Below are 22,689 nucleotides of genomic sequence, written 5' to 3'. Positions count from 1 at the left end.
GATGACACCGGTCACCGTGCCCGGGCCGGGCGGCCCGAGTGGCCACCACGCCCGAAAACCGGCGCGCGGGCCCCCGCGCTCACACCCCCGCCCCGCCTACGTACCACCACTCACCGAAACCCTTCCAGGAGCACCGACCCATGGACGACCTCGCCCACGCCAGGAACCTCGTCGACCTCGCCGACCTGCTGCGCCCGGCCGCCGTCCGTGCCGCGGCGACGCTCGGGCTGGCCGACCACATCGCCGCGGGTACCGGTCGTCCAGGGGAACTGGCCGGTCTGTGCGGAGCCCGACCCGACCAGTTCGACAGCCTGCTGGACTATCTCGCCGCCCTCGGTCTGCTGCGCCGTGACGAGTCCGGCGACGTGGAGCTGACCGCCGCCGGGCAGCCGCTGCGCGGCGACCACCCCGCCTCCGTAAGGGAGTTCCTCCGTCTGGACGGCATGTTCGGCCGGTCGGACACCGCCCTGCTCGGGCTTGTGCACACCCTGCGTACGGGAGAGCCGGCGCATGTCGGCATGTACGGGGAGGGCTACTGGGAGAGCCTGGACACCCGGCCCGAGTTCACCGGCGCCCTGGCACGCGTCACCGCCGACCACCTCGTCTTCGACGGGGAGCTCGTGGTGGACGCGTACGACTGGTCGGGCGTCCGCAGCGTGGCCGACGTCGGAGGGAACACCGGCGCCCTGCTCGTCAATCTGCTGCGCGGGCACGAGCACCTGAGAGGCACCCTCGTCGACCTCCCGGGCACCGCCCGGATCGCCCGCGACCACTTCGCCTCCCGGGGGCTCGCGGGCCGGGCCACGGCGGTCGGCGGCAGCTTCTTCGAGCCGCTGCCCACGGGCCACGACGTCTATCTGCTCTCCGCCGTCCTCGCCGACTGGGACGACGAGCGGGCGACGGCGATCCTGCGCCGCTGCGCGGAAGCCGCGGGCGCCGACGGCAAGGTGCTGGTGGCCGAGGTCAGCCTCCGCCCCGACCCCGCGGACCCGGAGGCGGCCAGGTCCGGCCTGTGGGTCCGGGCCATGATGCCGTACCCCGTGCGCACGGTGGCCGAACTCAGGGAGCTGGGCCGGGCGGCGGGGCTGGAGGCGACCTGGGAAGGCCCCGCCACCCCCGTCCGTTCGCTGATCGAGTTCACGGCGATGAGGAACCACTGATGGCGACCGCGCAGCACACGACACCCCCGAGCGAGCCCCCGGAGCGGCTGCTCATCCTGCGGGAGGTGTTCGAGGGCAGACGCCTGCTGCTGACGTGTGTGCTCGGCCTCGCCCTGCTGGCCACCTCGGCGACGCTCGTACTCCCGTGGACCGTGGGCGAACTGCTGGGCGCGATCCAGGAGGGGCGCGGATACGCCCGGTGGATCTGGCTCATGGCCGGAGTGGGCCTCGGCGCCGCCGCCGCCAACGCGTACGCGACCTACCTGCTCTCGCGCACCGGCCACGACCTGATCGCCCGGCTGCGCGTCCGCAGCATGCGGCACTCGCTCGGCCTCACGCTGCACACCGCGCGCGCCGAGGGCACGGGCAACCTGGCCACGCGCCTCACCGCCGACGCGGCCGCGGTGAAGAGCGTCGTCGACATCGGCCCGATCCAGCTTCCGATGGCCCTGGCCACCTTGGCCGGAACCCTGGTGATCATGGGGATCCTGGACTGGGTGCTGCTGCTCTTCACCCTCGGCGCCTTCCTGTGCGCACTGGTGGGCATCGGCGTGGTCATGGTGGCCCTGCGCCGCAAGTACCTCGCCATCCAGGAGGAGGTGGGCGAGCTGGCCGGTCACTTCGTGGCCATGATGGAGTCGCTCACGATCATCAAGGCGTACCGGGCCGAGCGTTCCGCGTCCGAGGAGCTGGCCGACCGGGCCAGGAGCGTCGCGCGCATCGAGACCGGTGCGTCCGCCCTGGAGGCGCTGATGGTGCCGGTGGTGAACCTGGGCCAGCAGATCGCCCTCGTCGCCGTCGTACTCGGCGGCGGCGCACGGCTGGTCGGCGGCGACCTCGAACTGGGCGCGTTCATCTCCTTCCTCCTCTATCTCTTCCAGCTCGCCGCGCCCATGATCATGGCGATCTCCGGCATCACGACCATCCAGGCGGGCCTGGCCTCGCGCAAACGCTTCGACGACCTGTTCGCGCTGCCGTCGGAGCCGCAGTGCACCGGCGAGCCCGTACCCGTACCCCACAGCCGCGCCACGACCGACGAGGCGTCGGCCGTGCGCTTCTCCGGGGTCTCGTTCGGCTACGGCACGGAACCGGTCCTGCAGGAAGTGGACCTGACGGTTCCGGCACGGGGTCTCACCGCCGTCGTCGGCCCGTCCGGGGCGGGCAAGTCGACCGTCCTCGGTCTGGTCGAGCGCTTCATGGATCCGGACGCGGGCAGCGTCGAGGTGTTCGGCCGGGACGCCGGCCACTGGGATCTGTCCGAACTGCGCGGCCGGATCGCCTACGTGGACCAGTCCGCCACCCTCCTGAGGGACACGGTCCGCCGCAACCTCACCCTCGGCCGCAAGGGCCCCGTTGACGACGCGGAGCTGTGGCGCGCCTTGCGTGACGTGGGCCTGGAGGACGAGGTGTCCCGGCTCTCCGACGGACTCGACACCGTGCTCGGCGGCGCGCACGACCTCTCGGGCGGCCAGCGGCAGCGGCTCGCGCTCGCCCGGGCCGGGCTGTCGGACGCCTCGCTGATCCTGCTGGACGAGCCGTCCTCGCAGCTCGACAGCGTCAACGAACTCCGCCTGCGCTCCCTGTTCGACCGGATGGGCCGCGACCGGGCCGTCCTCGTCGTCGCGCACCGCATCTCCACGGTGCAGCACGCCCGTCACGTCGTGGTGATGGCCGACGGCCGGGTCACGGCCCAGGGACGGCACGAGGAGCTGATGCGCTCCAGCGCGCTCTACGCGGAGCTGGTGCGCGGACAGCAGCTCGGCTCCGCCGGCACGGATGCGGCGTCGGCGCCCGCCGCCACGGACACGGCGGCCGAACTCTCGACACCGGTGGGAGCCGAACGATGACCGACATCTCCCTGCTGATGCCCTTCGCGCCGCACCGGCCCGAGCAGGTGCTCCCGTACGCGGCCCTGGTGCAGTGGACCGCCGCCCACCGGCTGTGGCAGGGCCAGGCGATGCTCAACGAACCGTTCCAGGACTTCACCCACGCGGCGGCCTGCGGCTTCCGGGTGCCCACCGGCACGGGAGTCACGCTCATGCCGATGCGGCACCCCTTCCAGGCCGCCCTGCAGGCCAGGGCCCTGGCGCTCTCCTCGGGCCATTCGGTGATCGCCGGCTTCGGACCGGGTTCCGCACCGCTCCAGAGCAGCCTGCTGGGTGCGCCGTACGCCAGTCAGCTCGGCGCCGTACGCGAGTACGCCACCGTCATGCGGGGGCTGCTGGAGGACGGCGAGGTCAGCCACACCGGCCGGTACTTCACCTGCCATGCGGACCTCCCGCCGCTGCCGAGGCCCCCCGTCCACATCGGGCTGGGCGTCCTGCGCCCGAGGATGGCGCGGCTGGCGGGAGAGGTCGCCGACGTCGCCATCACCTGGCTCACCCCCGCGGCGTACGTCCGCGACGTCCTGGTTCCGGCGCTGCGTGAGGGTGCCGAGGCCGCCGGGCGACCCGTACCGCGGGTGTCGGTGATGGTGCCGCTGGCCCTCGACGCCCCCGGCCGGGACGCGGTGGAGCTGGCCGCGATCAGCAACACCGGTCACACCATGCTCGCCCACTACGCCGACATGCTCGGTCGCAGCGGCATCGAGGTGTCGCCGGACGACCCCCAGGGCAATGCCCGGGCGCTCCTCGACGGCGGCGCCTTCCTGTACGGCGGACCGGCCGAACTCGGGGAGCGGCTGGCGGAGTACACCCTCGCGGGCGCCGACGAGATCGTCCTGAACGTCACCGGAGTCCACATGCGTTACGGCGAACGCGCCTCGCTCGGTGAGCTGGAGAACCTGCTCCAGGCGGTGGGCGCATGACCGCGACAGCGCCCACCGGGCCGCCTTTCACCACCATGCCGCCCGACCCCCGGGGCACACCGCTCCCGCCCGGGGCTCCCGGGACCCCCGGCCTCGGGATCGAGCGGCTCCTCGTGGTCGTCACGGGCTCCGCCTACGCCTGGTCGACCCCCTACTGGCTGGACCTGCTGCGCCTGCACCACCCCCGGCTCGACGTCAAGGTGGTGCTCACCCGCAGCGCGGAACGGTTCGTCACCCGGCAGTCGGTCGCCTCCCGGGTGGGCGGCGAGGTGTACGGGGACGGCTGGCCGGCCGACGCGCCGGGAGCCCGGCACGTCGAATGGGCCGAGTGGGCCGACGCGTTCGTCGTGTACCCGGCCACCCTGCACTTCCTGGCACGGCTGGCCCTGGGCCTGTCCGACAGCCCGGCCCTGCTGGCCGCCCACTGCTCCGGGGCGCCGGTCGCCGTGGCCCCCGCCCTGCCGCCCGGCGGGCTGGAGAGCCCGGTGGTACGGGAGCACTGGGCAACCCTGGCCGCCCGCCCGAACGTCGTCCTGGTGCCGCCGATACCCGGCCGTAGCCTGACCACCGGGCGGGACGACGCCTGGGTCCCCCCGCCGCTGCCCGATGTGCTGCACCTGCTGGCCGAGCGCCTCGCGAGCGGGAACGACGCGGACAAGGGGGCGGCGAACGGAGCCGCGGCCGGGGCGGCAAGCCCACCCGGCCCGACGGAGGAGCCGGACGAGGCGTACCCGGTGCGCGAGTTCGGCACCGGCCTCCTGCACACCGCCGTCGACACGCGCCCGCTGCCGTCCGGCGGCCGGCTCTGGCGGCGCACCCCCGGCCCGCTGGCCCCCGCCCCCTTCGAGCAGCCCGCGCAGGACGTCACCCGCCTTCTGGAGCGGGCCGCCGCCGGGCCCGGCCACTCCGGAGGGACGGGGCCGTCGGCCGGGCGACTGGTGCCCGGGGCGGAGGACGGGCCCGGGCGCGTCTACGACGTGTGCGGGGTGACCTCCCTGGCCCACCGCCTCCTCAACGAGGGCCCGCGCCCTGCCTTCGCCGCTCCGCTGCGTGAGCTGGGGCACCTGCTGCGCGCCGTGCACGACATCCCTCCGCCGGCCCCCGTACAGCCCCGGCCCTCGCGCGCCCTGCGCCGTCTCGACGACTGGCTGGCGGGGCGTTCGCCCGTGCCCCGGGCCGCCTGCGCCCTCGGCCAGGTGCGCCGGGCGCTCGGCGAGGAGCGCTGGAGCCATCTGCGTACCTGGCGGGACGAGGTGGCCGCCGATCCCGTCACGGTGCTGTCCCACGGCGCGGCCGGACTCGGCTCCCTCGTGGTGGACCGGGACGGGATCGGGGGCGGGGACGGGCCGATCACCGGGCAGGACCTGATCATCGGCGAGGACCTGTGCACGGCGCCCTGGTACGTGGACATCGGCTGGATCGTCGGCGAACTCGTCGAACTCCAGTGGCAGGTGGGCGGGGACAAGCAGGCCTGGCAGCGGCTGACCGACGCTCTGCTGGAGGGGTACGGGCGGGATCTCGGCCCGGAGTGGAACCGGGTCGCCGCCCTGCGGATCCTGCTGCACGTCCACGACATCGCGGCCTACCTGGAGGGGTTCGAGCATGGCTTCGACCACTACAGCGGATTCCTCCGCTTCCTCGTCGACCTGTAGCGGGAGAAGGCCCATGAGCAACCTGTCCAAGGCGACGCTCGGAAACGGTCTGCGGGTGGTGCTCGAACGCACGCCGCACACCCCGCGGACCGCCGTCTGCGTTCACTACGGCGTCGGCTACCGGTCCGAGCGCCCGGGCCGCGAGGGTTTCGCCCATCTCTTCGAGCACCTGATGTTCCGGGGGAGCGCCAGCCTGCCGGAGGGCCGCTTCTACGACCACGTCCACCCCCTCGGCGGACAGGCCAACGGCACCACGCACCAGGACTACACCGACTACCACCAGGTCGTCCCCGCCGCAGCTCTGGAGCGGGCCCTGTTCGCCGAGGCGGACCGCATGCGCGCGCCGCTGTTCACCCCCGAGGCCCTGGCCGAACAGCTCGACGGCATCGCGACGGAGATCCACGAAGCCGTTGTCACCCCGCCGTACGGCGGCTTCCCCTGGCCGCTGCTGCCGTCGGTGGTCTTCGACGGCTTCGCCAACGCGCACGACGGTTACGGTGCCCTGGAGCGGCTGCGCACGGCCACGACCGACGAGTGCGCCGACTTCTTCGCGGCGCACTACGCGCCGGGCAACGCCGTCCTCAGCGTCGTCGGCGACCACGACCCCGGTGAGCTGCTCGCCCTGATCGAACGGCACTTCGGGGACATCCCGGCCCGCCCCTTCGCCGCCGCCCCGGACGTACGTGAGCCCGAACCCGCCGACGACCGCTGGGCGGAGTGCACCGAGCCGAGGGTGCCCACGGCGGCGCTCGCCCTCGGCTACCGGCTGCCGGCTCCGGCCGAGGACCTCCCGGGCCATCTCGCGTACGCCGTTCTCGCCGAGATGATCAGCGGCCACGGGGCCGAGGGGGTGCGGGGGGCGTCGGCGAGCTGCGGTGTCTTCGGCCTGCTCGACGCCCGCGAATCCGACCTGATGGTCGTCACCGCCCTCGTACCGGACGGGGTCTCCGCCCGCCGGGCGGTCCGGTCGATGACGGGCGGGTGGGCCCGGCTGGCCGAGGACCCTTCCCTCGACCGGGCCCGGTCGACCGCCGTCCGGCACATGGTCACCAGGCACGGGCGGGAGCACGCGGACCCCTACACCCGGGCCAGGGCCCGGGGCAGGCTGGAACTCCTCTTCGGGAGGGCCGAACTGCTCGACGAACTGCCCGGCGCACTGGACGAGGTCCCCACCGACGCGGTCGCCACCGCGGCCGTGCGACTGAGCACCGCCCCCAAGGGCGTCCTGGTGCTGACCCCTGGCAACTGCCGCACCCGCCCCCCGGCCCGCTGGCCGACCCCCGCGGATCCGATCCCCACCGCCACCGTCCCTCCCGACAAAACCACCCTGCCGGCCCAGCGCATCAAGGGCCCCACCCCGGAGCCCGGCGCCGGGCGGTCGGCCCGCCCGGTACCGCCGTTCGGCAAGGGGACGGCCCCCTTCCACGGTCCGCGCGTGGACACGTCTCTCCCGTGCGGCACCCGGGTCGTCGCGGTGGCCGACCGCCGCGCGCCCCTGGCCGAGCTGCGTATGAGGCTCCCGCTCGGTGACCTGGGCTGGTGGTGGCCGGACCGCGCGGAAGCGCTCAGCCGGTTCCTGGCCACGCGCTGCGGCGCCGCCGACCGGGCCGACCGGGAGGGCGAGGCCTTCCAACTCACCTCGGACGGGCAGTGGCTGGACATCACCGGCCACTGCCGTCCGGGGCGCGTCGGGGCCTGGCTGGAGTCGCTGACGGGTCTCGCCGTGCCCGTGGCTGAGCCGGCACCGCCCGCTCCCGTACGGCACCGGGCCCCCGAGTCGGTCATGGACACGGCGCTGCGCCGGGCCTGGGGCGCCCAGGGTGCGGTCGGCGCTCCCGCCCTGGTACCCGAGCCGCCGGGCCCGGCCGAGTTCCACCGGAGTGTGGTCGTGCGGGGCGGCTGGCTCGTCGCCGTCGGAGACCTCGACCCGGAGGCGTTCGCCTCGGCAGCCGGGGCCGCCCTCTCGGCATGGCGTACGGCCCTTCCGGCGGCCCCGCACGCCCACACCGAAACGGGGCCCCGGGCGGTGCGCCCATCGGCCCCGGGAGTCGTGACCCTGGGGCAACGAGGAACGGACGACCGGCTGCACCTCACGCTGTCCGCGCCCGAACCGTACGGGGACACGGGCTCGGCGGCGCGCTACCTGGCCACCGCCGTCGTGGGCGCGCACCACGCCTCGCGGCTGACCGCGCACGGCCTGTCGGTGCCGGGCCCCGCGCGGCAGATCCACGCCGGCCGGGACGTCTGCCGCGATGTCCCGCGCGCCTACGTCAGGGCCGTCGTCCCGGAGCACGAGGCGGGACCCGCGGTGGCAGGGATCCATCAGGAGCTGGCCATGCTGCGCCTTCGCCCCGTGACCCGGGCGGAGCTAGCGCCGGTGGCGGCCTTCTGCGCCGCGCAGCTCCTGGGGGTCTTCGACTCGCCTGCGTCGAAGGCCGACATGATCCGGGAGACGCTGTCCGCGGGGCGCGGCCCTTCATGGCTGGAGGACCTGCCCGACCTGATCCTCCGCACGCGCCCCGAGGACGTGACGACAGCAGCCACCGAACTGTTCGCCCCCGAGCGGATGACACTCGTCGCCCTCGGCGGCGACGGACCGGCCGCCGAGGCGGCCGAGAGCTGGCACCGCCGGACGTCACCGGCCACCGCCTGACCGGCTTCTTCGGCCTCCTACGGGGAGCCGGTCAGTGATCGTGCCTGCGCCGATGACGTCTCCCCCCGGTCAAGGGTTCGCCATGCCGTGGTACCGACGTCCCGAAGGGGCTTGGAGAGGCTTGACTTCCGGGGCTCGGCGGCGCGAGCGGGACGAACCAGGTTCGAGCACTCCGTCTCCCTTACGGGGCACCCGACAGATCGTCCACCAGCAGGTCGAGCGTCGCCTCCTCATGGAGCACCACCCCGAGCGCCGCCATCGCAGGGGCGAGACCCGCGTCCCACACCGCGCCGACGGGCCTACCGACCAGCGGCAGCGGAGGGATTCCCTCGGCCTGGCTGCGAGTGGCCAGGTGCTCATAGTCGTCAGCGCCCATGCGCCACGGCCGGGCTCCGTAACGGCGCATGATCCGGTTCGCCAGAGCGATGCCCGGCCAGTCGAAGTCGCCGTGGTAAGCGAAGTGGCAGTCGGTGGAGGCGAGAAGGTCCAGAAGGGTGAGGACCACCGTCGCGGCGCTGCCGGAGGTGCAGACCAGGGGGTGCGAACAGCCCGCGTCCGCTGCGGCCTCCACCACACGTGCGTTCTCGCAGATGTGGACGGTGGTTCCGGCAGGCAGGTGAAGCCGCGCGTCGAGCAGGTCCCGGGACGTCAGGTGGGCCTCCGCATGGTGATCGGCCCGCTCTCGCAGTGACCTCGCGCGCCAGTCCTCGCCGAGGGGCCGGAGGCCGTACGTCAGCACGGTGCTGGAGACTTCGTCCGGGGTGACCGAGACCAGCCGCCACAGTGCCCGTCGGCCGGCCGCGTCGCCGGGAAGGTCCGTGCCGTGGGCCAGGGCGATGCCGCGCTGGACGAGGCGGGCGAGCCAGGAACCGTCGTCCAGCCCGTGCGCCGAGCCCGTTACCGACGCGGCCAGCTCGCCGCGGCCCCGTGCGTCGGCACGGTGCGGGTCGAGCAGCACGCCGAGTACCTGGACCGCCTGCTGAAGCGTCCGTACGGCTGCTTCCGGTGTCACGCCTTTCGGGACGCCGGTGCGGCGCAGCACATCCGACCACTGCGCCACCCACTCCAGCCCGGCCAGCGGCGACGCGTCGAGGGATGAGGCGAGCGAGGCCCAGACACGCTGCCGCCCCGCCGCGTCCTCCTCGCGGGCCGCACGTCGGTTGACGAGCGGAGGGCCGAGTTCCTCCAGGACCTGCCTGAGCCCGAGCCCTGCGGCCGAGGTCCGCAGGCGTTTGTCGAGCACGTCGAGCCTCACCGTCGCCGCTGTACCGGTGAGGGGCTTGCCCAGCAGGAGCGACAGGTCGTTCCGCTCCTGGGGACTCACCGTTGTCAGCCGGAGGGAGCCGGTGGACTGCACCCCGTTGCTCTCCAGTCGCTTGCGTGCCGCGCTCCAGAGCCGGACGAGACCGGGACCTGCCAGCCAGTCGCGCGTGGCGGGCGGAAGGGCGCTCATACCGACGCCGGCCGCCGGTGGCGACCGTTCCACGTGTAGTGCAACGTGGCCACTCCGCGTACATGAGGGTCGCGCAGGCACTCGTAGATGTGCAGGGACGGCACCTCGGCCCAATTGCCCATCAGACGCTCGCTCGTGAGAACGAAGTCGAGGTCCAGATCGACCAGGATGCGGCCAAGACGCCCGTGCGTGGGTTCGTCGACCTTGGCGAAGGCGTCGTCCAGGAGGATCAGCCGGGGCGCGTGCGGGGCCGAGTCGGCGAGGCTGGTGAAGTGGGCGGAAGCGGCGGCGAAGAGCACGAGGTACGAGAGCACGCGCTGCTCTCCCTGGCTCAGGCCGGTGCGGCCGGTCAGCTTCCTTCTGCGCCCGGGGGCGGCGTCCTCGACCACGAAGGTGTGGAAGGTGAACCAGGAGCGGTAGTCCAGCGCGGTGCGTAGGTGGGCGGTGTAGCCGGCAGACGGATCGGCGCGGCGGGCATCCTCGATGCGGCGTTGAGTCACGTCGCGGAGCTGCTCGGTCTGCTCGCGCGTCCGGAGGCTCGACGGGCTGCGCAGCAGTTCGACGGCCACCCGCACGTCGGCGTCGGCGTCATCGTTGAGTTTCCAGAGGAGTTCCACGCCGAGGCCGTGCGAGGTCCGTACGGTCTTCAGCGTGTCGTTGAGGGCCGCGACCAGATTGGCCGCCGTGATGACCTGCGCGGAGAGGTGGTCGCCGAGCTCGCCGGTCAGGAAGCGCTGGAACACGTCGCTCTCGCGTTCGGTGAGCCGTCCTCGCGCCTCGGCGGCCTCCACGGCGATCCGCCCGCCCACGACCGCGACGTCGTGCGAACCGTGGTCGTCGAGCAGGCGGCACACCTTGATGCCGTCGTGTTCGTCGAGCTGTGCGTCGAAGCCGCCCGCCAGTTGATCGCGCAGCGTTGTGTGCCGTTTGAGGAGAAGGCTGTCGGACACCTCTTCCCGGCTACGGCCGAGAATCCGATCCACCGCTTCCGCCAGCGCCCGCAGTGCGCGCAGGCGGTCGCGTGCGTTGGAACCCGGGTCGTCCGGCACCTGATCGGGGAGGGACGTACGATCCAACCCCGCCCCGATGACGACTTCCGGACGGCTGAGAGCACCGCGCAGAGCGCGTCCGGTCTCGATCACGGCTGCTTCCTGGTCCGCCAGCTCCTCGCGTAGGCGTTCCTCCTTCTCCTCCGCCCGCACACGTCGGTCGCGCAGTCCGTTGTGGTCGCGCTCTCTCGCCGGGATGGCCCCCACGGCGCTCGCGACACGGTCCTTGGCCGCCTGTTCGTCGGCGAGGATCTTCTCCTCGGAAGATCCGACAGCGGCCTCCCGGGTCCGCAGATCCTGCTGCGCGGTGAGTAGTTGCCGGTGGCGAAGCCGGTAGCCCTCTTCCGCCTCCGTCCGCTTCTCGCGGGCCCACGCGTACCGCCGGTCGTCCGCCTCACTTCCGCCGAGCCGGGCGACCGTACCGTTGACCGACCTGCGCAGACGGCCGACGCCGGTGAGCAGCGAGGCCAGCGCGGTGCGTACGCGGTCCAGCGCGACGGTGTCGGTGGGCAGGTCGTGGGCGGTCGCGGTGGCGTCCGCCTCGGAGCGCGTCGAAACGGCCAGAGCGCGTGCCTCCTCCGCCTGGCGCGCCGCCTCGGCCGCCTTGGTGGAGCGTGCTTGCGCCGTCCTCTCCTCCGAAGCACGGGTGTTCCAGGAGTCGGAGAGCCGCTGCGCCCGGGGGAAGTCGCGTTCCGCTTGGGTGAGGGCCCGTCGCCGGGAATCGGCTGCGGCGAGCTCGGCACGGGCTTCGGCCAACTGTCGTTCCGTCTGCCCGAGCCGGTCGTCCAGCTCGGCCAAGGCCCGTCGCCGTGTCTCGGCCCGCACCGCTGCGCCCACGTACTCGGCGGCGCTCTTGTGATGCTGCCCTCGGAGGGCTCCCAGCCGCCAGCTACCGTCGAAGTGGACCGCACTCGCGGCCGTCGTCCCCGCGGCCGGTGCGAGCACGACGGCTGACAGCAGGTGCTCCACCTGCTCGGATGTGATGCCGCTCTCCGGCTGCGCGACCGGACGCAGGGCCGAGGCGAGGGTCTGCGCCACCGGCAGCGGGTCGTGGGCCGGAGCCGCGTCGAGAAGGGCGTCCCCGGAGAGCGCGTCGAGAAGGGCGCCGCCCGTGCTGACCCACGCGTCGAGAATGCCACTCGCCTCCAGTGCCGCCTCCAGACCGGCCCGGTCGGCGGAGGTCAGGTGCTCGGCGAAGTCCACCAACCGGTAGAAGGGTGTCCCGCCGGCCGGGTCTCTTGCCGCGCTGCGGTGGTACGGGGCCGGAGGCTCCGGGTCCGTACGGCGTTCCCAGGCCCGCCTCTCCTCCGCCAGGCGGTCGATCTCCTCGCCGAGTCGCCCGACGCCGACCGCCAGGGTGTCGCGGTGCCGGGTGAGGGCGTCCGCGTACGGCTCCAGAGCCAGGTGTGCCGTCCGCCGCGCGTGGGTGTCGATGCCGAGCGGGAGCGTGCGGGATGAGAACGCCCCGTCGGAGTCGGCCGCGCAGGCCACTTCCGAGAGGACGGCATCCAGCGGCGGGCACTCGGGCCCCGCTGCGGTCCGCGTCTCGCGCACCCACACGGCGACCTCGTCGGCGTACTCCCGGCTCTCCTCAGCGACCTTCCGACGGCTGACTTCGAGACGGTCAGCGGCCTCCTCCGCCTCGCCCTCCAGTCGTTCCCGCGCCTCGTCGGCACGCACCGCAACTCCACGCGCCTCGTCGGCCCGCGAGGAGAGGCGGGCCACCTCCTGCACCATCCGCTGGCGGTTCCGTACGACGGTCTCGGCGGATCCCAGCTGCCCCTGCCAGGACCGCAGCCCGGCCTCCGTCGTCGCCGTGTCCACGCGCACCACCGGTCGGTGCCGTACGGTCTGCGGTTCCCCGTCCGGGCTGGTCAGCTCCGTCTGTGTCGACGAGGAACGGACGGTGCGCGGCAGAGCGACCGTCTCGCCGAGATGCGCGGCGGGAAGTACCGCCCGCTCCGCCTGGACCAGTAGTTCCCGGTGCTCCGTGGCCAGTTCGGTGAGTCGGGTGCCCAACTCCTCGCCGCCCTCGTCCAGACGTTCGGCCGCGCTCTCCTCCGCCTCGTGCGCGCCGCGCAACGCGGCGAAGGCGGTCATCGCCGTGGTGTGCAGGGCCTCCACCGTGCTGCGGCGCTCCGACAGCTCGCGCAGGCTGCGGTAGGCGTGGCTGTCGTGCAGAGCGGCGAGTTCCGTCCGGGCGGACTCCTCCTCCTCGCGGAGTGTCCTCAGCCCCTCCTCCGATTCCTTCTCGCGCTCCTTCAGGACGCTCGTGTGCTGCGCGGCGTCCCCGGCCTTCCGGCGGCGCTCGGAGAGAGCGTCCAGTTCCCGGCTCACGTCCCGCGCCGAGGAGCGCAGGACCCCGGCGAGGTAGCGGCGGTAGTCGGAGAGGAATGTGCGCAAGGCCGCGTCGGTACGTTCCAGGCGCCCCAGTTCGGCCCGCACGGTGTCCAGATCGTGGAGGTTGCGCGCCACCTTCTCGACCACGTCCTCGTCGAGTCCGGGCAGGGTCTCACTCAGCAGGACGGCCAGACCGCCGTGCTCGACGCGGTCCCCGACCGTGGGCCGCCGCAGCCGGTGCAGGAGCTGGGTGAGGTTCCGGTAGCGCGTCGCGTCCGTGATCCCGAAGAGGTCCCGGGCCACGCGGGCACGGTGCTCGACCGCTCGGTCCGTCGTGTTGCCGGAGCCGACGATCTCCTTGAGCCGGTCGACGGCAAGGGGTCTGCCCGCCTCGACCAGGTGCAGGTCCTCGCCGACGCGCAGCGGAGTGACGAAGAAGGTCGGCACCGCCTTCTGCGCCGACTTCGAGGCACGGATCGCGGCGCCGAGCGTCAGACAGCGGTGGTCGCCGGCCTCGTCCGTCCCTCGGAACTCCACCCACAGATAGCCGAGGCGGTTGGTCTGCTCGAAGCCGTCCAGCATCAGCCAGGCGAGCGTCGTCCGCCCGGTGCCGGTGGCATCGAGGGCCCGGGAATCGCCGTCCAGGAGGTACGGGAGCAGCATCTCCAGGGCCTTGGACTTGCCCGCCCCGTTCTTGCCGCGCAGCAGCAGCCGCCCGTCACCGAAGGCGAACTCCTGCTCGTCGTACTGCCAGACGTTCTGGATGCCCGCCCGGTGCAGCCGGAAGCGGGTGCTCGCCGTCGGCGCGTGACCTGGACGCGGAAGCGGAACGAGACCACGGGCATCGGCGGTCATAGCGGCAACTCCTGCTGTGTGTCGGTGGGTTCGTGCCGCTCGCCGGTCGCCCGCACGGTGACCCGGGTGGCGTAGCGGGCCGCTGAGGCGAGCAGGACCCAGCCCTCGCCGTCGCTGGGCCGGGCCGCCCGGACGTCGGTGACCTGGCGTCCCTCCGGCAGCTCGCCGGCGTACTGTTCCGGCAGCCCCGCCCCCTCGGATCGCAGCGGGCCGGCAGGGGCGATCAGGCGCATGCGGGAGAGCAGGTCCAGCACGGCTTCACGCAGGGCATCGGGGTCTTCGAGGTAGCCGCGCTGCCAGTTGCTGCGCTGCCCGTACTCGGCGACCAGGTCCGCCAGAAGCTCATCCACCGCACCGTCCGGAACGGCGACCCCGACGACGAGAACACCGCCCGTCGCGGGGTGTCCGGGCTCCGCCGGTCGGAGCCGCTCCACCAAACGTTCCACCAGCAGCAACGCGGCCTGGGCGACGGTCCCCGTCCCGGGCAGGTGGATGTCGGTCAGCTCCTCCTCGGGGTCGACCAGGGCCACTCCCTCGGCGCGGATCTCCGTCTCCAGACCGAGGAGTTCGAGGAACGCCTGGGCCTCCCGGCGCTGGCGGGTGCGGAGCCAGTCGCGTTCGGTGTCGGTCAGTTCGTCGAGGTGGACGACAGGGGTCTCGACAAGCATCCGGCGCACGTAGGTGCGCGGCCCTCCGAACCCCGGATCCGCCGCCCGCCGGACCAGGTCGGCGCCGTCCCGCGACTGGGCGAGCGGTCCGGCCACGATGACGCGGGCGAGCTCCCGGTCGACCGTGATCAGCGCCTCCCCGTCGGCCTCCTGGGCGATGACGCCCACGTGGCCGTGGGTCTCGATCAGGACACCCCACTCGACGAGCTGCCGCAGAGCCGCGACCAACGTCCGCTTACCGGCCGCCCGTCCGGTCTCCTCCAGCTCGACGTCCGCGTCGGCCGCCGCGGCCCGGATGTCGGCGACGAGCTGGGACAACAGCAACTGCTCCGGTGCGGTGACCAGCACCGACAGGGCCAGAGCCAGACAGGCGTAGGTGTGCGGGGTGAAGGGCGTGCCGGTGGACCGTACGAGCCGGTGCCCCGACCGTGCTCCGAGCCCGGCCTTGAACAACCGGGCATAGGAGCTGTCGACCAGGAGGCGGTAGCCGAGCACTTGCTGGAACCGGCCGCCCAGCCAGTCGGCGTGCCTGCGGACCAGCGGAAAGAGGTCGGCGTGCGGGCCGTCCGATGTGACCAGCGGATGGGCGAGCAACAGCCGTGCCGCGGTGCGGCGTTCCGTGGCCAGAGCCACGTCGTGGGCGGAGGGAAGCGTCATGACACGCTCATCTCCGCACCGCCGACGGGCGCGCTGTGCGACCGAGGGGGAGGAGTCTCGCTGCCGGTCGGCTCCGCTCCTTCCGCCGAGACGGCCGTCCTGTGGACAGCCAGCTCCAGGTCGTCCAGCAGCAGATCCCCGTCGGCCGAGCGCAGAAGCGTGCGCGCTCCCGTCGTACGCTGCACCGTGAGCCGGATGCCCAGATCGGCGTCCTCGCTCCACGCGGCGTCCAGCCCGAAGCCCCGCTCCTCCCGCTCGTCCGCCGCGGCGCGCCGCCTGAGCTGCGCGTTCCCGAGTGCCGTGGCCAGCAGCTCCAGGAGCAGGCTGAGCGCCGCCGAAGTGAGCCGTACGCCCCCGAAACGGGGGGACGCGCTGCACAGCTCGTCCGCCGCAGCGCTTCTTTCAGCGACCCGCTGACGCGCCGCCTCCCGCAGCCGTTCCTTCTGCGCGGAATGGTCCTCCACCGACGCCGTCCGGCCTCGCTGGGCGCGGCTGCCCCTCTCGCGCAGCGCGACCGGCACCTCGACCACCGGGCCGGTCCACCAGCTGGTGTAGGCGGGCACCACCTCGTCCGCGGCGGGCGCGATGCCCAGGTGGCGCGCGCCGTACAGCCCGAAGGCGGCGACGGCGATGTCGTGCGCGTCCTGCGGCGCGGCCTCGTCGAACCACCGGGCCAGCCGCAACAGGTCCCGGCGCCGCGACATCTCACCGGTGGCCGAGCGCAGCATCCGCTTGGCGTTGGCCAGCAGCGACTGAAGGGCCCGCAGGGTGGCGTCGCGCAGCTGGTCGACCTGGCTGCCCTGCCCGTCGGTGTCCCGGAACCAGCCCCGCAGCCCCTCCCAGTCCGCGAGCTCGCGACCCCGGCTGCGCTGTACGCGGGCCTCCGTACGGCTCTCGCTCCGCGTCGGCAGCCCGGCGAGCCCCTGCGCGTGAGCGTCCAGTTGCTCCAACAGGCCAGGGAGGTGGGGCCAGAGCGCGTCCAGGGCTGCCGAGATGCGGGGGGCGCGGAAGGACACGTCCTCCGTGATCGCCTCGACGTAGTCCAGGAGGAGCTCCTTGAAGCCCTGGTACTCGCCACTGTTCAAGTCGTACCGGGCGAGCACCTGGCCGAGATAGGCGTAGAAGTCCCGGACGGAGTCCGCGAACCCGGCAAACTGTACGAACGCCGTACTGACCCGCTCCAGCCCGTCCTGCGGGGCCATGCCGCCCGGCTCGGCGACCAGCTCGGCCAGCTCCCGCAGCCCCCGCTCGACCAGGGCCAGCAGTTCGTTGCTCACCTCGCGGGCGGCGTCGGCCTCGGCCAGCACCCCGTCGGCGTCCCGCTGGACGCGCTCGCCCAGCCGCGACAGCTGGTAGCGGGCCCGCGAACGCTGGTACTCCGTGATGCTGGACGCCTTCACGGTGTGGCTGCCGCGCAGCAGGTTCCCCCACTTCACGAGCTGTTCCAGCCGCGCCGTGAGGGGGTCGGCTTCGAGTCCGGCGGCGGGCCCGCCGCCCTCGCGCAGCTTCGTCATCACGTCCGGGACGGCCAGGTCAGCCAGGAGAGTGCCGCAGAAGACCCGCATGATCGCGAGGTACTCCAGCCGCTCCGGCGCGCTGAGGTACGCGTACGCGTCGAGGCGGCGGCGCGTCTCGTCGGCGTCGCGTGCCGAGGGCGCGTCGCCGGGGCCCGGCGGTGTGCCGGGTGCTGGTTCCTCCATGTCCGCGAGGTTACGTGGAGGGTCCGACAGGCGGTGCGGGGTGGCCGGAACTGGCCTCCGGGCAACCGGCGCATCGGCCTCGGGCACGCTGAAGGCGGGGAGTACGGAGCGGGTCGGCTTCGCAGGTGCTGGAAGACCCCGCCGGACGTGACGGCCGATGTCCGTCATCTCCACGGGCAAGGGAACTGGGCGGTCCTCACGGAGCTTCTGGAGCACGCCACCCTCCACCTGAAGGGCGTCGTGCTGGATATCCGCAGAGGAGATGTACCCGGTGCCCGAGGGGCTGGGCGCCGTTGCCGCCGCCCGCTACGACGATGAGGGGTTGGCACACCCACTGGTGTTCCTCCGCCGCGATCCGGCCGTCGGCCTGCGCGTGGACCTCCTCGGCTGCTGCCTCGCGCTGGCCGCCGGCACCGAGTACCAGGACCGGGAACCCGACGATAACGGCCTGTTCCATGTCGGCACGGCGGCGGGTCCGGCGTGCGGCCCGGGGCTGCGCTTCTGGGTGCTCTGATGGCGCCAGGACCAGGTCAGGGGCCCGACCCGCTAAGCGGATCAGGCCCCTGACCTGGTCTTACAGCTGTCGGGGTGGCGGGATTCGAACCCACGACCTCTTCGTCCCGAATCAGGGAGGCTGTGAAACCAGTCCAGGACCCGCGACCCTCTGACCTGCGCTGTAGCACCGCATAAGCCCAGTTCAGAGGCGCGAGTTCAAGGCCCGTGCCCCCCAGCCGTGCATCTGCGGTACCTCTGCGACACCTCTCCGGCACCCCTCAGCTCCGGAGACTCACACCCAGTTCACACCCAGAATCGGTAGAAGTGCCGCAGACGTGTGCCCAGGTTGGAGAGGGTGCAACGCTGGGGCTGCCCCCGACACCCGGGTGTTGCCTCCAGAAGTGGGTGTCGCACCCAGGCGAGCGCCGGCTCAGGCCGGGTCGACGGCTGGCCGGGACCCCCTGGTGCCGGGACCGAGGCATGTCCGGACCCGGTGGAACCCGACGGGCGGCGGTCTCAGCTCGGCGGGGCGGACACGGCGGCGTGCAGCTCCCGCACGCCAACGGCACGAGGGTGCCGCTGCGCCAACTCGGTCACGATGCTCCGGATCGCGGGGCGGTCTCTCACCTCGCCGGGGCTCGCACGGTGGGCGTCGAGCAAGGCGCGGGCGGTCTGCTCAGGGCGGCCCCACGCCCACCAGGCACGGGCCATGTCTGTGCCCAGGCGTGCCTTCCGCTCAGCCGTGGGGAAGTGCTCGGGCCGAAGGTTCCGCCCCGCCTCCAGGGCGGTGCCGGCGTCGCCAAGGGCCCAGTGGACGCCGACGGCGTAGAGGTCCACGGCGGCCGGGCTGATGGGGAAGAGACGCCCGGCAGGTGCCCGGAGTGGCAGGTGCCGTGCGGCCCGCCGTGTCTCCTCGGCCATGGCCAGGGCCTCCGCGCGCCGGCCTCCCCGGGCGGCGGTGTAGGCCAGGGTGCACAGCATCTGCGCGTAGGCCGACGAGGCCGCGTCCGTCCGCAGCCCAGTCACCTCCACCCGGGCGGCAGTCGACTCCATGAGGGTTTGGGCTTCCTCGCCCCGGTCCTGGTGGCGCAGCACGATTGCGAGCTCGCGGGAGGCAGCAGCTGCGGCGAGCGGGGACCCGGACACCTCGGCCCAGGTGTGCGCGCGGTCGGCGGTGAGGCGGGCCTGTTCGTACGAGCCGAGTTTGATCAGCAGGGCGGCGCTCAGGCTGTAGACGGAGGACAGCCGGGCCTGGTCCAGCTCGCGGCGCGAGGAGGCAGCGGCGTGCCCGTCGGCCAGGAGGCCCGGCAGTAGCCCGAGGAGCTGCGTGTGGGCCCCCTTGTCGTAGAGGTCGCGGGCGGAGGCCACACGGGCGTCCAGGGCACCCCTGCCCGTCGCTGGCGGGGTGTCGGCCAAGGCCCGGTCCATGCCGAGGAGCATGGCGGCCGGGACGGTCGCCGTGGCGGCGAGCAACGAGCGGCGGCGCATCGGGTCCTCCTCGGCGTGCGGACTGGCCGACACTCTAGTGCTGGCCGGTCCGGAAGGAGCGGGGGGCGCCAGAGAACTCACCAGGACGTGTCGAGGAACGCCCACCGTGGAGGCGGCCCGGTGAATGAGCGTCAGGTCGGTGACCTGGGTCCGGCGTTCCATCCGCGAGACCGTCGCCGCCGAGCACCCCAGGTGCTCGCCGAGTGCGGCGAGCGTCCATCCTCGGTGCTCACGGCCCAACCGTACTAGCTCTCTGACCTTCGCACTGTTCCAGAGCGGGTCACCGGGCACTGGTCCCTCCCCCTGCTACACAACCGGGGGCCACCACGGTACGGGCGCGGGACTGCGCCCGACGAGACCGTTTGCACAACGTGCAAACGCCTTGCAAGGAAAGCCAGTTGATCACCGGCTTGGTGTCGGATGCGGTCTTCTCGTTACATCGCCCCCGCACCTCGTGGGGCACCATCCAAGGGAGGCACCATGGCAACCGCAGCCGACACCCCCGTCGCCACCGACCCGGTGACCGGACCGGCCCGCTCCCCCCGTGACATCGTGCCGGCGGACCTCTGGGAGAAGCAGGTCTGCCTGCTGATGCGGGACTACCCGTACGACTCCGTCATGGCCGCCCGCGTCCTCGGCCAGGGCTACGCCTACCTGCTCACCGCCATGTCCCTCCGGGGGCAGGGCCTGGGACTCGCCCCGAGCAAGCTGGTCGACATCGGCGCCCACACGATCATCCTGGACACCGTCGCCTACGCCGAGCTGTGCGACAAGTACAACGGCGGGCACTTCCTGCACCACGTGCCCAAGGTCGAGATGAAGAACGACGGGTCGGTCATCAAGACCGCCCACCTCGTCGCCCGCGCCGGTTGGGAGGTGGACCTCCCGCTGTGGGAGGACGCCGCCGACTGCGGCCCCTGCCACCCGGGCAACGACTCGCACTGACCCCCACGGACGCCCTCGGCGGTCCGGGCCCACGGCTCGGGCCGCCGAGGCACGCCCGGGTGGGTTTCGCCCGAACCTGCAGCAGCCCCCGCGAGGTGCCGCCAGGATGACCCGGGTGACGACCACGACCACAGACCTATGGCACCACTACGGCCGGGCCCGCGCCGCGCAGGACCACGCCGTCCCCGACTCCTTCCGCTGGGCCTGGGACCAGCAGGACGGGCCGGGCCCGGAAGTCCTCGGCGACCTCACCGGCAAGACCGTGGCAGACCTCGGCGCCGGTGCCGCCCGCCACGCCGCGCACCTGGCCGTGCACCACGCCCCGAACCGGATCGACGCCGTGGACGCGTCCCCGGCCCAGCACAGCATGGCCACCGCCCTGTACGCCGACCTCGCCCCGCGCCTGCACTTCGTACACGCTGACGTCGTCGCCCACCTCCGCGCGAACCCGGGCGCCTACGACGTGCTTTACAGCCACTTCGGGGCGGTGGACTTCACCGAACCCCGCGAGCTGCTCCCGGCCGCCGCTGACGCGCTCCGCCCCGGTGGGCGCCTGGTCTTCTCCACTCTCGCCCACTACCTGTCCGGCAAGCCCGCGCAGCCGGATGTCACGGCCGCCGAGGTGCCGGCGAAGACCGCGGAGGGCGAGAGCGCCACCATGCACCGGTGGGTACTGCAGGAGCACGTGTGGACCAAGGTCCTGGACCAGGCCGGGTTCACCGACATCCGCGTCGAGGAGCTGCCCGCTGGCGACGGCCCCCGGCCCGCCGCCACCCTCCTCGTCACGGCCGAGCGCCCCGCCACCTGAGACCGGGCCGGGGAATGCCGCTGCCCCGGGCCCAGTTTCCTGGGCTCCGGGGCCGCGGTGCGTTCGCGCTGAGGGGCAGCTGAGGCGTGCTGGCTGCCGATCAAGGACCGGCTGACCCGTCACGGGCTCCGACACGGCCACCGCACGCTCCTGGAGGGGCTGGGCTGCCCGAAGGTTCTCGCGGACGAGCGCCTGGGCCACGAGGACCGATCGGTCAGCGCCCGGTATACCCACGTGACGGACACCATGCACGGGCTCCTCATGGACCAGCTCACCGAGGTCTGGCACGAGTCCCTGGACGACCGGCTGCTCCTCGTCCCCGCGCTCCCCGGCCCCGATCCTCGACCGGCTCTTGCAGCAGCGCGCCGCCGAGCGGTGACACCCCGTTTCAAGATCACACCCAGATGGCACCCAGATACAACGCAGTCAGGGCCGGTCTCAAGGAAAACCGGCCCTGACCTGGTACTTCACTGTCGGCGTGGCGGGATTTGAACCCACGACCTCTTCGTCCCGAATGAGGTTCGGGCGGGATCATCACCGGTTGGTTTGTCGTTTTGCCTGGTCAAGGCGTTGAGGTGAGGTGGTCTCGGTTGGTGTCGAAGGGGCTCGGGGAGCGGGTTGGCTCCCAGCCGACGGCTGAGGCCGCATGTCCCTCAGTATCGGCTTGCGTGGAATCCTTGGCGCGCGACGCTCGATCGGCGGGCTCAGATCACCGTTGAGGGTGAGTGCTTGCTCAGGTAGCTCTTGAAGGTTTTCCTGATCTCCGCCTGTAGATAGCCTGCCTGCGGCGAGTTGGGTACCACGTCCGGTTCGAAGCCTCTCTTTCGGGCATCGAGGTACCGCACGATGCTCGATGATCGGGTGTTGGCGACGAAGAGTTCGTTCTGGGTGCGAATGTCGGCGCGTAGTCCCTCGAAGTTCCGCGCGAGACCGATGCCGAGGTTGGAGACGTAGTACTTGCACTCGACGACGAGGACGCTCTGACTGCCTCGTGGTGCGATGCCCTGTGCCCGGCTCAGGGCGGCTTCCTCGGCTGGCAACACCAGCACATCGCACTCGTGCAGGACGCCCGACGAGCCGGTCACGTAGACGCCGAGGTGGACTTCAAGGGCGGGAGCGCCGTCGAACTCGATCACAGCGTGAGTGAAGGGCTGGCTTCTGCTGTACAGGTGGCCGGGCCCCGTCCGGAAGACAAGGCTGCTGGCCTTCACCCCGTAGACATCGTCGTAAGTGACAGTGGCACCGTGCCGACTGGCTGTGGCGACGATCAGGGAGAAGATGAAGCCCTCATAGGCGTCGGACGGCTTCGAAGCAGAGTCGTACGACACGGCCCCTGCCGCCAGAAGGCTCTTGATTTCGTTGACTAGGCGGTCGACCGTGCTCAACTGACAACCTCCCTCGTCACGTCGGCCAGCAGTTGGCTGACGTGGATGCGTCGTTCAGTCGGCGTCCGATTTCCCTGGAACTCTGTTCGACTACGGCGCGATCGAGCGCTTTCGTCCGGCTCGAACACGACCGCCTCGACGATGTTCCGGCTGCCAGTGTCACCCTCGGGCTCGGTCCGGAGCGTCTTCAGCACCTCCAGTTCAATTTCAGGCAGTTCAACGAGAACTCGCCTCACGGCATCCAGGAGGAGCTGGACGCGCTCCTCATCCGTCATGGATCGCGTGGCGATGACCAGCGTCCCCCGCTTGCGCGATGCCTCGTACTCGCCGAGGCCAAGCACGCTGCGGTCCACGACCTCGTATCGAGCTGCTGCTGCGGCCGGGCTCGCGGCAGGGGAGTCATCACCGCGGCGCTGCTGGCGTCGGCGGAGGATCTTCTCCTCGGGCACTCCTGCGGCGATTGCCGCGTCTACATCGTCGAGCACCCAACTCAGGGCAGTGTCTTGTAGCGCTCCGCGGAGCTGGTGCTCTACGCCGCGCAGTTCGAGTTGATTCATGTTCCCCTCGTCATTGGG

The 22,689-nt window shown here is 72.4% G+C and carries 15 protein-coding genes; 8 read left to right on the top strand and 7 right to left on the bottom strand.

All coding sequences use genetic code 11. The features are described 5' to 3' along the window. The first annotated feature begins 140 nt into the window (after positions 1-140). From AMK21_RS05195 to AMK21_RS35295, 5 genes are read left to right on the top strand one after another with little or no spacing between them, the layout of a single operon-like run. Positions 141-1,160, top strand: coding sequence for a methyltransferase (locus AMK21_RS05195; protein ID WP_073874656.1), 1,020 nt, complete (start codon positions 141-143; stop codon positions 1,158-1,160). Then, positions 1,160-3,007, top strand: a complete 1,848-nt coding sequence (locus AMK21_RS05190; protein WP_079181074.1) for an ABC transporter ATP-binding protein — start codon at positions 1,160-1,162, stop codon at positions 3,005-3,007. Before AMK21_RS05195 ends, AMK21_RS05190 begins: the two co-directional genes overlap by 1 nt. Then, positions 3,004-3,966: an LLM class flavin-dependent oxidoreductase gene (locus AMK21_RS05185; protein ID WP_073874654.1), complete on the top strand. Its 963-nt coding sequence runs from the start codon at positions 3,004-3,006 to the stop codon at positions 3,964-3,966. The genes AMK21_RS05190 and AMK21_RS05185 overlap by 4 nt, the downstream gene beginning before the upstream one ends. Continuing rightward, positions 3,963-5,618, top strand: a complete 1,656-nt coding sequence (locus tag AMK21_RS35300) for a flavoprotein (RefSeq protein ID WP_073874652.1) — start codon at positions 3,963-3,965, stop codon at positions 5,616-5,618. The genes AMK21_RS05185 and AMK21_RS35300 overlap by 4 nt, the downstream gene beginning before the upstream one ends. A 13-nt stretch (positions 5,619-5,631) precedes the next feature. Continuing rightward, a complete protein-coding gene (locus AMK21_RS35295; protein WP_073874650.1) occupies positions 5,632-8,271 on the top strand; it encodes a M16 family metallopeptidase in 2,640 nt (879 codons plus the stop codon). 181 nt (positions 8,272-8,452) lie between these two features. On the opposite strand, the gene AMK21_RS05170 is transcribed toward AMK21_RS35295, so the two are convergent. The 4 genes from AMK21_RS05170 to AMK21_RS05155 are packed head-to-tail and all read right to left on the bottom strand — an operon-like array spanning position 8,453 to position 16,993. Next, a complete protein-coding gene (locus AMK21_RS05170) occupies positions 8,453-9,724 on the bottom strand; it encodes a TIGR02679 family protein (protein ID WP_073875574.1) in 1,272 nt (423 codons plus the stop codon). Then, positions 9,721-13,968, bottom strand: coding sequence for a TIGR02680 family protein (locus AMK21_RS05165; RefSeq protein WP_073874648.1), 4,248 nt, complete (start codon positions 13,966-13,968; stop codon positions 9,721-9,723). The genes AMK21_RS05170 and AMK21_RS05165 overlap by 4 nt, the downstream gene beginning before the upstream one ends. After that, entirely contained in the window at positions 13,965-15,293 is a 1,329-nt protein-coding gene (locus AMK21_RS05160; protein WP_073874647.1) for a TIGR02678 family protein, read from the bottom strand. The genes AMK21_RS05165 and AMK21_RS05160 overlap by 4 nt, the downstream gene beginning before the upstream one ends. Continuing rightward, positions 15,290-16,993 (bottom strand): TIGR02677 family protein, encoded by a 1,704-nt coding sequence (locus AMK21_RS05155; protein ID WP_073874646.1) that lies wholly within the window; start codon positions 16,991-16,993, stop codon positions 15,290-15,292. The genes AMK21_RS05160 and AMK21_RS05155 overlap by 4 nt, the downstream gene beginning before the upstream one ends. A gap of 271 nt (positions 16,994-17,264) precedes the next feature. Here AMK21_RS05155 and AMK21_RS35765 point away from each other — a divergent pair, with 271 nt between their 5' ends. Beyond that, positions 17,265-17,507, top strand: coding sequence for a hypothetical protein (locus AMK21_RS35765; protein WP_234421834.1), 243 nt, complete (start codon positions 17,265-17,267; stop codon positions 17,505-17,507). Between the two features lie 497 nt (positions 17,508-18,004). On the opposite strand, the gene AMK21_RS05145 is transcribed toward AMK21_RS35765, so the two are convergent. Next, positions 18,005-19,267 carry a helix-turn-helix domain-containing protein gene (locus tag AMK21_RS05145; RefSeq protein WP_073874644.1) on the bottom strand — a complete coding sequence of 421 codons (1,263 nt, stop codon included), beginning with the start codon at positions 19,265-19,267 and terminating at the stop codon, positions 18,005-18,007. Positions 19,268-19,456: 189 nt separating this feature from the next. Between AMK21_RS05145 and AMK21_RS05140 the strand changes: the two genes are divergently transcribed. Both AMK21_RS05140 and AMK21_RS05135 read left to right on the top strand, forming a co-directional pair. Then, positions 19,457-19,921 (top strand): hypothetical protein, encoded by a 465-nt coding sequence (locus AMK21_RS05140; protein ID WP_073874643.1) that lies wholly within the window; start codon positions 19,457-19,459, stop codon positions 19,919-19,921. A gap of 106 nt (positions 19,922-20,027) precedes the next feature. Continuing rightward, positions 20,028-20,729: a class I SAM-dependent methyltransferase gene (locus AMK21_RS05135; protein ID WP_073874641.1), complete on the top strand. Its 702-nt coding sequence runs from the start codon at positions 20,028-20,030 to the stop codon at positions 20,727-20,729. A 704-nt stretch (positions 20,730-21,433) separates the two neighbouring features. Here AMK21_RS05135 and AMK21_RS05130 read toward each other — a convergent pair. Together AMK21_RS05130 and AMK21_RS05125 are read right to left on the bottom strand one after the other, a co-directional pair. Then, complete coding sequence (locus AMK21_RS05130) at positions 21,434-22,114, bottom strand: hypothetical protein (protein ID WP_073874639.1); 681 nt, start codon at positions 22,112-22,114, stop codon at positions 21,434-21,436. After that, positions 22,111-22,671 (bottom strand): hypothetical protein, encoded by a 561-nt coding sequence (locus tag AMK21_RS05125; protein WP_073874637.1) that lies wholly within the window; start codon positions 22,669-22,671, stop codon positions 22,111-22,113. Before AMK21_RS05125 ends, AMK21_RS05130 begins: the two co-directional genes overlap by 4 nt. Positions 22,672-22,689 lie beyond the last annotated feature (18 nt).

It is taken from the genome of Streptomyces sp. CB00316, assembly GCF_001905595.1.
GTDB lineage: Bacteria > Actinomycetota > Actinomycetes > Streptomycetales > Streptomycetaceae > Streptomyces.
The sequence above is the reverse complement of the archived record's forward strand: the minus strand, read 5'-3'. Positions and strand labels throughout refer to the sequence as shown.